8 protein-coding genes are annotated in these 12,660 nt (G+C 59.3%); 4 read left to right on the plus strand and 4 right to left on the minus strand.

Features of this window, described 5'->3' with window-relative positions:
• Positions 1-9: 9 nt before the first annotated feature.
• Complete coding sequence (locus ACQK2L_RS25450) at positions 10-519, minus strand: hypothetical protein (RefSeq protein WP_425399860.1); 510 nt, start codon at positions 517-519, stop codon at positions 10-12.
• Between the two features lie 519 nt (positions 520-1,038).
• On the opposite strand from ACQK2L_RS25450, the gene ACQK2L_RS25455 reads away from it, so the two are divergent.
• Positions 1,039-2,229, plus strand: coding sequence for a cysteine desulfurase family protein (locus ACQK2L_RS25455; RefSeq protein WP_425399861.1), 1,191 nt, complete (start codon positions 1,039-1,041; stop codon positions 2,227-2,229).
• 1 nt (position 2,230) lies between these two features.
• On the opposite strand, the gene ACQK2L_RS25460 is transcribed toward ACQK2L_RS25455, so the two are convergent.
• The gene (locus tag ACQK2L_RS25460; RefSeq protein ID WP_425399862.1) at positions 2,231-4,150 is read right to left on the minus strand and encodes a HEAT repeat domain-containing protein; all 1,920 of its coding nucleotides are present in this window, start codon (positions 4,148-4,150) and stop codon (positions 2,231-2,233) included.
• Between the two features lie 196 nt (positions 4,151-4,346).
• Between ACQK2L_RS25460 and ACQK2L_RS25465 the strand changes: the two genes are divergently transcribed.
• Together ACQK2L_RS25465 and ACQK2L_RS25470 are read left to right on the plus strand one after the other, a co-directional pair.
• Positions 4,347-4,679: a HesB/IscA family protein gene (locus ACQK2L_RS25465; protein WP_425399863.1), complete on the plus strand. Its 333-nt coding sequence runs from the start codon at positions 4,347-4,349 to the stop codon at positions 4,677-4,679.
• Between the two features lie 327 nt (positions 4,680-5,006).
• Complete coding sequence (locus ACQK2L_RS25470) at positions 5,007-5,186, plus strand: Flp family type IVb pilin (RefSeq protein ID WP_425399864.1); 180 nt, start codon at positions 5,007-5,009, stop codon at positions 5,184-5,186.
• Positions 5,187-5,461: 275 nt separating this feature from the next.
• Here the strand turns inward: ACQK2L_RS25470 and queA are convergent, their stop codons facing one another.
• A complete protein-coding gene (gene queA, locus ACQK2L_RS25475; protein ID WP_425399865.1) occupies positions 5,462-6,565 on the minus strand; it encodes a tRNA preQ1(34) S-adenosylmethionine ribosyltransferase-isomerase QueA in 1,104 nt (367 codons plus the stop codon).
• A gap of 310 nt (positions 6,566-6,875) precedes the next feature.
• Between queA and mraZ the strand changes: the two genes are divergently transcribed.
• Positions 6,876-7,331, plus strand: coding sequence for a division/cell wall cluster transcriptional repressor MraZ (gene mraZ, locus ACQK2L_RS25480; RefSeq protein WP_425399866.1), 456 nt, complete (start codon positions 6,876-6,878; stop codon positions 7,329-7,331).
• A 341-nt stretch (positions 7,332-7,672) separates the two neighbouring features.
• Here mraZ and ACQK2L_RS25485 read toward each other — a convergent pair whose 3' ends face one another.
• The gene (locus ACQK2L_RS25485) at positions 7,673-12,655 is read right to left on the minus strand and encodes a G8 domain-containing protein (protein ID WP_425399867.1); all 4,983 of its coding nucleotides are present in this window, start codon (positions 12,653-12,655) and stop codon (positions 7,673-7,675) included.
• Positions 12,656-12,660 lie beyond the last annotated feature (5 nt).

The raw sequence follows: 12,660 nt of genomic DNA on the forward strand, positions 1-12,660 counted from the left end.
TCGACCGCACTACTCAGCCGGCAGTGCACAGAACGGCTCAAGTGTCTCAAGCAGTTGGTCGTGCAGAGCGGATGCAGTCTTGTCGTCTTTCGGGATGCGAAGCACGATGTAAAGGTGCTGCTTCTCGCCTTTGAGCTTGGGGAAGTAGACGTACTCGAGAAACTCCCCGCGATCACTCCTTCCCTCGGCGCGGGGATACGGATGGAACCCATCGCGGAGTTCGACATCCAGCCAGTAGCCACCCGCCTTGGGTCCTCGCACAACCTCGAGCCCTGGATCGACGCCCGCAGGGACCTTGATCATCGCTTCGAGCACGTAAGGAACCGTGTCCTGCTCGTAGTGGGACGTGCTACCGAAAAGATAGTCAGCCGATTCATCGTAGTTTTTGGCGGTGACTTTCTTGATTGCGGCGTGGATCTCTGTGAGCTCCTTCGATTCGCTCTTCGTGTCCGCTGCCTGAGTTTGCGATACTGCAAAACAAATCGAAAGGGCGACGACAATACGGGGCGCGAACGGCATCGAAATACTCCTCTCAAGTCCAGTGCACGATTTCTTAAGGCCGCCAAACGGCCCTCTCAGAGGCTTCTACGGCCAGCCGAATCAGCAGTTCAACTTCGATGGAAGTTATGCGCAAAATTGGACGACGCGGTCAGCGCATTCGATCGATGGACGTTTTCGAACCATTGTGAACGCCGAACGCTCGATTCTTGGTTTCTTCGCCGCGGGCTGTAGGAATTTTACACTCGGTGGGGGACAATAGAGCTCGCCCTAAGCTCCCGTCGGCCAGACGCTGGACGTGGGTGCGATGCGCGCTCGATGGCTGGGCCCAGCGAGGTGAGGCGCGGCACTTGGGTGCGACATAACATGGAGTTTTGTCGCACTACTGCGACAAAACCCTGCCCACCTGGCAGCCGAGCCACGCCGTAACGCGTTGCACTGTGGGCACTTACAACGACGCGAGTGCGGCGGAGTTTTGTCGCACCGAATCGTTTTGGGGCAACTGCGACAAAACTGCGACAAAACCGAAGTACCAACCACGTGACCATTTATCTCGACCATCACTCGACCACTCCCGTCGATCCGCGCGTGCTCGACGCGATGCTGCCGTACTTCACGGAGAAGTTCGGCAACCCCGGCAGCGTGCATGCGCTGGGCGAGGAGGCTCGCGATGCGGTGGAGCGTGCGCGGGCGACGATCGCTCGTGGAATTGGTGCAGAGCCCGGGGAGATCGTTTTCACCAGCGGTGCGACCGAGAGCAATAACCTGGCGATTCGAGGAGTGGCCGAGCGACGCCGGCGACGCGGCGACCATTTGGTGAGCGTGCGGACCGAACACCCCGCGGTGCTCGATCCTCTCCAGCGATGGGCGGAGCAAGGCTTTGAAGTAACGCTGCTCGACGTCGAACGACATGGATCGCCGCGCGCAGGTTGGCTCGATCCCGATCAAGTGGCCGCCGCGCTGCGTGACGACACGTGTTTGGTGAGTGTGATGCTGGCCAACAACGAAATCGGCGTGGTTCAGCCGCTGGCCCAGATCGCTGCAATCTCGAAAGCTCGCGGAGTGCTGCTGCACTGCGACGCGACGCAAGGGGTGGGCAAGCTGCCGGTCAACGTCGCGGAACTTGGTGTCGACTTGATGAGCTTCACCGCTCACAAGTTGCATGGCCCCAAAGGTGTCGGCGCACTCTACGTGCGGCGGCGCGATCCCGTGGTACGACTCGCTCCGCAGATCGCCGGCGGCGGTCAAGAGCAAGGGCGGCGCAGCGGAACGCTCAATGTGCCGGGCATCGTCGGACTGGCCGAAGCGGTCGGCCTGGCGACCGAGAACCTCGCGGCCGAGGTCGAACAACTATCAAAGCTTCGTAACCGCCTGGCGGAGGGAATCCTCAAAGCGGTACCGAATGCCGTGCTGGTCGGTCCGAAACTCGATGCCAAGAGCGAGGATGGCGACCCGCTGCGGCTACCGAACAACCTGAACCTGATGTTCCCCGGCGTCGACGGCGAAGCCTTGATGCTCGCCATGCCGGAATTGGCCGTGAGCAGCGGCGCCGCGTGTAGCAGCACCAGCGACGAGCCGAGTCACGTGCTATTGGCTTTGGGTCTATCGGCCGACGAAGCACGAAGTTGCTTGCGCTTCGGCGTGGGGCGTTTCAACACCGCCGACGAGATCGACCGCGCAGTCGCGATGGTCGCCGCGGCGGTAGACAAGGTTCGCAAACTCGCGGAGTGACTCAGTCCAACTCCGTGAGCACCAGGCCCACGCGGACCAACTGCGTGGGCTTGGGCTCGACGCGGATGGGGCAGACCTGGTCGTACTGTTCACTGGAAAGGAACAGCACAATCCGTTTGCCATCGGTGGCAAAGAACTGCTCGCGCCAACAGTCGGCCAGACCTTCGGCTTCACTGATCGACAAGCCGCGCTCGCACAACATGTTCAACAGCGTTTCGAAAGGTTGATCGCCCTTCAGATCGAATGGCATTGTTAGCGTTGTTTCCGACTTCATCTGCTTGGTGTCGAACACACAAGCTTCGATAATATCTCCATCGACATGAATGAACATCGCTTGGACCGGGACGCCAGTGTCGTCGCTACCGATGAATGGAATCGACGGCGAAACGTGCTGCGCGCGAGTCTCGTCTGTCGAGAAGATATCTTGCTCGACGGTTACCAGGTTCCCGGCGACCAGCGCGAAGTCGAGCGGGCTCTTGGCGAAGCTGGGACCATCGTAGTACAGGAACCGCTCCGACTCGCCGACGCTGCTGACCCAACTGCACTCGACGTCGCGCAGCTTGGACCACCACTGGTGTTCGCTGGCAACCTTAGGAGGCTGCATCCACTCCAACCGCTCGGGCGAGACGATCACGCTTTGCCAACGCAACCCAACGCTGTTGATGATGTTCACCCCGCCCATCCCAGAGATGACCGAGCCAAACGTACGATGGTGAGGCGTAAGCCAGGGATATCGCTCACCAACAGGATCAAGCGTGCCAGACTCCGAAGGTGCGAGTTTGTCCAACTCGGAACGCGGTGGGTCGGATTCAACAGTCGTCAAGCGGCTGGGACCGTATTGAGTAGCAACACGAACGTTGAAGTCATCAGGCCGAGGGTAAGCGAACCAGGGGCGACCATTCTGAATCTGCACTTCCAAGTCGACGACCATTGGACGGTTGGCGGTGATATGAATAATCGGCTTGGTAACGATCATGATCTGATTCACACGAACCTTCAGCGAATCGATCGTATTGCCGGTGCGATGCACGAATGGTGGGATCTCGTCGATCACCGATTGGGCGAGTTTCAATTCGCCCGAGTCGTTGATCCACACTCCCCACTCCGCGACGCGCAACTGGTAACCGTCGGGAGGCCATGCCAAGAGCGCTCGAGCGGCTGCGGTGCGTTCTTCGCTCGTTGGGCCGGCGAGCATCATCTGCTCCAGCGCATCGCGGTGGTCGGTGGTGAGTTCGTTGACGACTACCGCTGGACCAGGGGCGCCGCTGTTTGTTGTTCCGTCGGTCAACTTGTTGTTAAGTTCCAACAACGGCCACAACAATATTGGCGGCCTCGAGTCGATGCTCGGACTCCCAAACATGCTCCACCCGTCGTATTTAATCGCGTACGAGGGAGCACGCACCATCCCCAAAGCATCCGCAGCGGCCGCACGAATCTGTGGATCGGGATTGCTCATCAATCGCGCGAGCAGGTCAACCGACTTTTTATCTCGCGCGACCCCCAACAGATGCAGCGCGAGAAGGCGTGTGTCGTCGTGCTTGAGTTGGGGCCACAGCCTGAGCAGCATCGCCGCGGTTCGGTCGGGGTACTGCTCGGCCAGGATCTTCAGGCAGGCGGTCCGCTCGACGGGCCGCTGGAGGTGGAGGATTCCGTACTCGAGCAGTTCCAACTGTTCGGCCACGGTTCCCTCAATCGGGCAGACGGCCGTCTGCGGCTGCGGAGAATCGCTGGCCAGATCGACGTACACCGACACCCACTGCCGAACCTGCGACAGCCGCCAGTGCCGGTGCACCTGCTGGGCGACGAACATGCCGATGCAAGCCACCGTGACCAGGATGAGCAGCCCCCGCAGGCTGAGCCGGGGGCGTACGAGCCACCGACGGCGGCCGGAATTGGAAGTCGATTGCTGGGGATCTGCCATGTTGGAGGGTCCGAGATCGGGAAAACCGCGGCCGGCAGGGCTCAGTGTAGCGAATCCCGGCATTTGGGGGTGGATAGCCGTTTTCCCTTCCCTTCCGCCAGGAGTTGCTATAATTTAGAGACTTCGCAGCTATGGCTGCGGTTCCAAAAATCCGAAACCAGTTCAGATTGTTCTGCCAAGAGGAGTTCGTTAAACGATGTCTGTAACGCTTACCGAGAAGGCTGCTGCCGAAGTGCGGCGACGGATGGACGACCAGAAGTCGGAAGAAGAGACAATGCTTCGTGTACAGATTGCCGCCGGCGGCTGCAGTGGCTTCAGCTACGGTTTGGCGTTCGCCACCGACTACAACGAAGCAAGCGACACCAAGTTCGATTGCCACGGAGTGCCCGTGGTGGTCGACAAAAAGAGCGCGCTCTTCCTGGACGGCACGACCATCGACTTCCAGGACGACCTGCAAGGTTACGGCTTCCGGTTCGACAACCCGCAGGCGGTAAAGACTTGCGGTTGCGGAAGTTCGTTCCAGGCCTAGCATTGCTAGTCGCAGGTGCGACCGATACAACCCCTACAAACGTCAAACGGTCGTCGCAGATGCGGCGGCCGTTTGTTATTGGTATACCGAACCGGAGCCTATCTGGCTGGGGACGACTCAGAGGGCATCCATCCGGAACGATTGTTACAGGTTGCAAGAACGGCAAGAACTTCCGTGGAAGTCGTGGACGATTGTGGCGTCCACGCCCACCGACCTGTCGTAGAGTTGAGTAGACCGGCTGCTGCGCCCTCGATTTGGCTCACCAGCCCCTACTTTTCTGATGCCCATGATAGGGCGTCTTGCCATACTCTTCTCTACGGTGCCCCCATGTTGAAACACGTTATTGAATTTCTGGAAAGAGACGATGGACCAACCGCAGTGGAATATGCGGTGATGCTTGCGTTGATTGTGATAGCCTGTGTGGGATCCGTGTTGAGTATGTCCAACGCGACCGCCGACAGCTTTGACGAATCAGCGACCCAACTTGCTGGTGTGCTTGGTTCCTGACGGATTTGTGCTGCTTGTCGAACACGGAAACCGTTGCGCGGGATTCCGTTTTTTGGAGTGCATCTGCCGAAATGGTAAAGTCCACAATGCGGCTAGCCGATTACTCCTGTGATCGGACTGCTTTGCCGCTGGTTGGGCTGATACCGTCGGCGTAGTGCATCGACCAAATCAGGCGGCTCTTTGTTCCGGACGGGAATACCTGCCCCATTCCCCATGGCGAGGAGCCGCCATTTTTGCTGCGCAGTGCAACCAGCCGCCCGATCAGGCGGGTTGGACTAGATGACCAGCATGGCGTCGCCGTAGCTGTAGAAGCGGTACTCTTCGCGGACCGCTTCGGCGTAGGCTTCGCGGATCAATTCGCTACCGGCGAACGCCTGGACCAGCAGTAGCAGCGTGGTCCGTGGGAAGTGGAAATTGGTCATCAGCACATCGACCGCACGGAATTCGTACGGCGGGTGAATGAACAGATCGGTGTCGCCACACCAGGCGGAGAGTGGCTTTGCTTCGGGCGCCGTGGCAGCTGCCGACTCGAGCACGCGCACCGCTGTGGTTCCCACCGCCACGATGCGACCACCACGTTCGCGCGTGGCGTTGAGCGACTCGGCGGCGTTGTCGGTCAGCTCGCCCCACTCGCTGTGCATCTGATGCTCTTCCGGCCGATCGACCGTGATGGGTCGAAACGTACCGAGCCCGACGTGGAGCGTCACCTGGGCGAAGTCGACGCCACGCTGCTTGACCTGCCGTAATAGGTCCTCAGTGAAGTGCAGACCCGCCGTAGGTGCTGCAACGGCGCCTGGCTGGGCTGCGTAGACGGTTTGGTAATTCTTCACGTCCGCATCAACCATGCGGCCGCCGCGGATGTAGTGAGGTAGCGGAACCCGCCCGACCTTGGCCAGGACCTCTTCGGTGGGACCCTCCTGCTCCAGGTGCGCCAGCCACTGTCCTCCCTCGAGCCGATCGAGCAACCACAAGGTAGCGGCTTCCCGCCCTTCGCGGTCGAGCAGTTCGATCGCGTCGCCCGGCGCCAGCCGCCCTCGCGTTTTGCACACGATCCGCCAGTGCCCGTCCTCCGCCTCGCGGAGAAAAAGCCCATGCCACTGACCTCCGGTTGCTTTTCGGCGTCCGTACAGTTGAGCCGGGATGACTTTGGTGTTGTTGAGCACCAGCGAGTCGCCGCTGCGGAGGATCTCAGGCAGGTCGCGGACATGCCAATGCGAGATCTTCTGCCGCCCGCGGTCGACCACCATCATGCGAGCATCCGCGCGGTTGCGGAGTGGCTCCTGCGCGATCAGCTCGCGGGGCAGGTCGTAGTCGAAAAATGGGTCGGACGACATGGTACAGCAGGCGGGTGGAGCGACCGGCGTCGGTCGGCGGGACATGGCGGGGAATCGGCGGAAGCTCCGCGCGACTTTTGGAAGCATCATACCGGCCAGGGCGACAAACAACCAACCAGCCCCCAAGGAAAATCCCACCCTGCGCAGCGCCCTGCGAAATTGTCTGGCCACAAAAAAAATCTGAAATTGCTGCGCGGCGACACCGGCCCCAAATACTCCGAGAAAGAGTGCAAAACCACCACGCAGGACTGAACAAAACCAAACTGCTAGCAACGGATTTCCGCCGTTGACGCTGGCAGGAAGATGATTAGATTTTGGGGATCGATGGTGAGTTGTGGGGGGAAATGGGACAGCAATGCTACTAACCGGCACTCACTTTCGATCGCTCGACGAGAAAGGTCGCGTCGCACTGCCAAAACCGCTTCGAGAAGGCCTGGATACCGGTGAAAACAGCACTTTGTACCTCGCTCCAGGCACGGATGGGACACTTGCGCTCTACCCAGAATCGACCTTTCAACGCCTTGGCGAGCGGCTACAAGCCGCGACGCCCAACACCCGCACTGTGCGGGAATACGCAAGGCTGTTCTTTGCCCGTGCTGCCGCGGTGCGGCTTGATAAGCAAGGTCGTCTTCGGGTGCCAAGCGAACTTGCAGAGTTCGCGAAACTGTCCTGCGAGGTCGCCTTGGTGGGCGTGCAGGACCACGTGGAGATTTGGCCTCGCAGTGCCTGGGAACAGTACGTCGAACAGCGAGCCAACCAGTACGACGAATTGGCCGACTCGGCTTTTCTTTCTTCGCAACAGGAGACTTAGCACCGGACACTTTGCCAAACAATCTGGAAGCGCGCGGGTCAGCCGCCCCGCGCGAGCCACCATGCGCGTCGGCGGGGATTGGCCACATTCTCGCCGGCAGGTCTCCTCCGGCCTGTCGCCATGGTGGAACAGCTCGAGGAACGGACACCACACAATCGAGCGCGGCCAGGCGACAAGCAGCCCGCACTGCTAATAGCCGGCGTCGAACACATCGCTTCGGGTTCCAAGGATGGGGCCCGAAGCAAGACGTCGCTCAGCGCACCACCGCGCGGGCCTCTCGCACACCCGAGCGCTATCTCACGCGTCGTCTAGTGCACTTTCTGTTCTAGCGTACACAACGCCTAGGAGTTGAGCCCGGCAAGGAATTCGAAGGGATACTCTAGCAGTATCACTTCCTCCCCGACGATGACTTCTCGTCCTAGATCGAGGGCAGCGGTGACGCGGATGTTCCTGACATTCGACAGCTGGCCCGACTCCACGTGGGTAAACCCGCGCCGATTCACCCAAATACCTATGTCGTACCCACTGATACTGACGTTCTTAAACGTAGTGTTGCGGGTCACGTCGTTATTGCGAAATCCAAATCCATGCAGCGCGGAATCGTCGTGCATCACCACGATCCCATCAAATGTGATGTTGTGTGCATAGGGCGCGTAAATGCCCGTCTCATTGTTCCACAAGATGGAATTCGCAAAGACTGCTTCCTGCGAATTGGTGGAATGATACAAGACGTATCGCGTTTGCAAACCCGCTACAGAGGCATAGGCGACGTTGTTCTCGAACGGGCGTGGAGCGACGTCCTGAATCGAGATGGTAGCGGCTCCTTCGGCGATGGACGGATCGAGCAAGTTCACGCTGGCGAATTCTGTCAGGTAGCCAAACTCCCTCAACCCTCGAGCGAAGTAGGTAAATGCTCCACCGGCCGACCCAGCAACGATGTTATCGGTCACCGTGACCCCTGGACCCTGTAGCCAGAAACCTTCGCCGCCATGAGCGAAGTCTTGAACATAAGCTCGCAGGTTCGTGTCTAACCCTGTGCCAGCGCCAGGTAGATGGATGGCCAGGTTGTTAGAAAACTCACCCACCTCCTCTCCCGTTTCGGTAACGAAGCCAGCGCCAATTACGTCATAGGCCACGCTGTCCGTAATGTCCACGTAACTGCTGTGATTTACATAGCCCCAGCCCACACTGTCATTCACAACACTTCCCCGCACTGTGGACGGCGTGCCGGATTCAATCGCTCCATTGCGGTGGAAGTGAACCGCATATCGGGCTCGAGGATTCGTGCCGGTGCCGGATACCAGATTCCAATCTTCGTCGACAACTGAGTCATTGATTGATACCGTCTTGTCAGTTCGTCCGAGCTTGTAGAAGCCAACGTTGTTCACGTCGACGTCGCGGTTGTGCATAAACATCACATGCCCGCGCCGATCGACTGCATCTCCTTCGGACTCAATGACTACGTTTCGAGTGAGATTCGCAATATGGAATGGTGTTGCCGATGACGGGGAGTTGTGAGCGTATTCGAGCGGCGCCACCTCGATTACCGACCCTACGATCCCCAGGATAACTCGCTCTTCATCCTGGTTTTCGAGAGAGCTCGTTCCGGCGATCACCACGCGATCGCCCACTGACCAGTTAGTGGGATCTTCGCTCAAACTAATGAAACGCGATCCCGCGGCAAGTGATCCTTCGACGCTCGTAAACGACGTCTTCGCCTGTCCGTACATTTCTACTGCGCCGTGGGAGATGAGCCCTCGACTGACACCGAAGGGATCGTAGTTTCGATCGATCTCGCCGTTGTCGGTGATCACCAACCGGCTCTCCACACCAGCCTGTACTGGGACCGCTTGAGTGCCCATTTCAAACCTCCCCATGTGGCCCACGAACAGGGTGTCGACGCGCAATTCAGTGTCTTGATTGGGATCGAACGATAGCGTTCCATCAACACGAATCGAAAACACCTCCGTCTGGAGAACTTGATCGACCGTCACCTGCACACCCATCGGGATCAGCACGCGGGCGTCGGTTGATGGAATTGCTCCATCCTGCCAAATGGACGGATCCGACCAGTTACCGCTGGCAATGGCGGTGTGGGTCACGTCTGCATATTTCACCAGCTCGAACATCTGCAGATGCTCGGCGGCTTTCACAGGTTCCGTCGCATGGGGCAGTATGGAGGTTACGCGATCGTTCGAATTGATATCTGGAAGTGCGTCAATCGAGTCAATCAGCGCAAATCCCTCGACCACCAAAGGCTCCGTTACCACGTGCGAATGCTGTCCATGCTGCGGACCGATGGGACTGTAGTTGGAGTTGTGGCTCGTGAGCACTGCCCAGTCCGTATCGCCATGTCCCCAGAGTGTATCGGAGACGGCGTCGTCGATTAACGTGACCAATGGCAAGAGCGCAAGGCTGCTTTCGACGTCATGTTGCGATAACAAAGCCACGCGTGCCTCGAACGACAAACCGCTGCTCCATTGTTGCAGAATCGTGCGTAAGGCGTCGGGATCGTCATCGTAGATCGTAGCGCCACCGACGAGGATGTCCTGCCCTGATTCTCCAATGAGCGTGTCTGCCTCCATTCCACCCACTAGCAAGTCGTCACCGAGTCCGCCCAGGATTCGGTCGACGCCATCGCCACCCACGAGAGCATCGTTGCCATCGCTGCCTTCGATCAGATCATCTCCCTGGGACCCAAGGACTACGTCATCTCCCGCGCCGGCTTGCAAGAAGTCATCCCCGGCGCCTCCATCCAGGGTGTCGTCGCCTTCGTCACCATAGAGATAGTCGCTACCATCCTGTCCCAACAACTGATCGTTGCCGAGTTGCCCCAGCAGATCGTCGTTCCCCGCGCCCCCTTCTAACCAGTCGTTTCCGTCGCCACCTTCGATCCGGTCCTGGCCCTCGCCGCCGTAGACGAAGTCGTCGTCCGCGCCCGCGTAGAGGAAGTCGTCTCCCTGTTCACCTGCCAGTACATCGCTGCCTGCTCGTCCATAGAGGGTGTCGTCGCCCAGACCGCCATCGAGCGTATCGTCGCCCTCATCACCGTCCAGGTAGTCGCTGCCGTCCTGTCCAAACAACTGATCGTTGCCGAGTTGCCCCAGCAGAACATCGTTCCCAGCACCGCCGTTGATCAGATCGTTCCCATCACCGCCTTCGATGCGGTCTTGGCCCTCGCCACCGTAGACGAAGTCGTCGTCCGCGCCCGCGTAGAGGTGGTCGTCGCCCTGTTCACCCGACAGAACATCACTGCCTGCTCGTCCATAGAGGGTGTCGTCGCCCAGACCGCCGTGGAGCGTATCGTCGCCCTCGTCGCCATCCAGGTAATCGCCGCCGTCCTGGCCAAACAGTTGATCGTTGCCGAGTTGCCCCAGCAGAACATCGTTCCCAGCGCCACCAACTAACCAGTCGTTTCCGTCGCCACCTTCGATCCGGTCCTGGCCCTCGCCGCCGTAGACGAAGTCGTCGTCCGCGCCCGCGTAGAGGAAGTCGTCTCCCTGTTCACCTGCCAGTACATCGCTGCCTGCTCGTCCATAGAGGGTGTCGTCGCCCAGACCGCCATCGAGCGTATCGTCGCCCTCATCACCGTCCAGGTAGTCGCTGCCGTCCTGTCCAAACAACTGATCGTTGCCGAGTTGCCCCAGCAAAACATCGTTCCCAGCACCGCCGTCCAACCAATCGTTCCCGTCGCCACCTTCAATTCGGTCGTTACCTTCGTCTCCGTAAGCGTGGTCCGCGCCACCGTGTCCGAATATGCTGTCATTACCTACACCGCCCCTGAGTCGATCACTGCCGTCGCCACCCAACAGCTGGTCGTCACCGTCATGGCCGGTGATTAGGTCGTTTCCCTCGTTTCCATAGAGGGTATCGTTCCCCTCGTGGCCGCGAATAGTGTCATTCCCAAATCCACCGATGAGCGTGTCGTCGCCGGCTTCACCATAGATCAAGTCGTTCCCGTCGCCGCCCTCAACTCGGTCATTGCCTTCGGCGCCTGAAGCAAAGTCGGCGCCACCGTCTCCATAAACCGCATCGTCGTCTGCCCCACCCTCCAACCAATCGTCGCCATCGCCGCCGTAGAGCTTATCCTCTCCATCATGGCCCGTAAGTATGTCATCCCCTTCATTGCCATGAAGGACATCGTGGCCGGCGTGGCCGCGAATAGTGTCATTCCCAAATCCACCGATGAGTATGTCGTTGCCGGCGTCGCCGTAGATCACGTCATTGCCATCATCCCCTTCAATCCGATCGTCACCATCGTCGCCTGACAACAAGTCGCTTCCCGCGCCTCCTAAGATCCAATCGCTGTCATCACCTCCTTCAATCCGGTCGTTACCACTGCCGCCCAACAGATGGTCGTTTCCGGCATGCCCGGTGATTAGGTCGTCTCCCTCGTTTCCATAAACTCTGTCGCGACCGTCATGGCCGCGAATCGTATCATTCCCGAGTCCACCGAAGAGGTTGTCGTCGCCGGCATCGCCATAGATCAAGTCATCGCCATCTCCTCCCTCAATCCGGTCATTGCCTTCGCCACCTGAAGCAAAGTCGGCGCCGTCGCCGGCCGTGATCCAATCGTTGTCATCACCACCATCGAGCCGGTCGTTTCCACTGCCGCCCAACAGATGGTCGTCACCGTCATGCCCGGTGATTAGGTCGTCTCCCTCGTTTCCATAGATTCTGTCGTGACCGTCATGGCCGCGAATCGTATCATTCCCGAGTCCACCGAAGAGGTTGTCGTCGCCGGCATCGCCATAGATCAAGTCGGCGCCATCTCCTCCCTCAATCCGGTCATTGCCTTCACCACCTGAAGCAAAGTCGGCGCCGTCGCCGGCCGTGATCCAATCGTCGTCATCACCACCTTGGATCTGGTCGTTCCCTGTACTACCGATGAGTCGATCTTCGCCTGCTCCCCCAATTAGTTTGTCGCTCCCAGCTCCCCCGAAAACATAATCGTCGCCGGTGCCTGCATCCACATAAGAAGGAATGCTCGTGAAGTTAACGAAGGTGTCGTCGCCGTCATAGCCGGCGAATGCTATCGCTGTAACTTCGTTGCTGGGTAACCGGTAGAACGAGGGCTGTCCGGCCGTGATGGTGGTAATCTCCAATTCCGTCGGGGAGATTTGCTCCACGACCACACGATCGGCCAAGTCGGTGCCTTCAATCTGGATTTCGCCAGAGACGAATTCCACTTGGGTTACGGCGAGCAAGGCGCGCGGCTCGAGCGGTTCCAATCGCAGGTACTTGCGGCATGCCTTGCGGCGACGAGCAAGAGATTGCCGAAGGCGGGCGACTAGACGGCGAGTGCGTTTGGATTGACGAGGCATCGCAT

It is taken from the genome of Aeoliella sp. (assembly GCF_965227375.1).
Classification (GTDB): Bacteria; Planctomycetota; Planctomycetia; order Pirellulales; family Lacipirellulaceae; genus Aeoliella.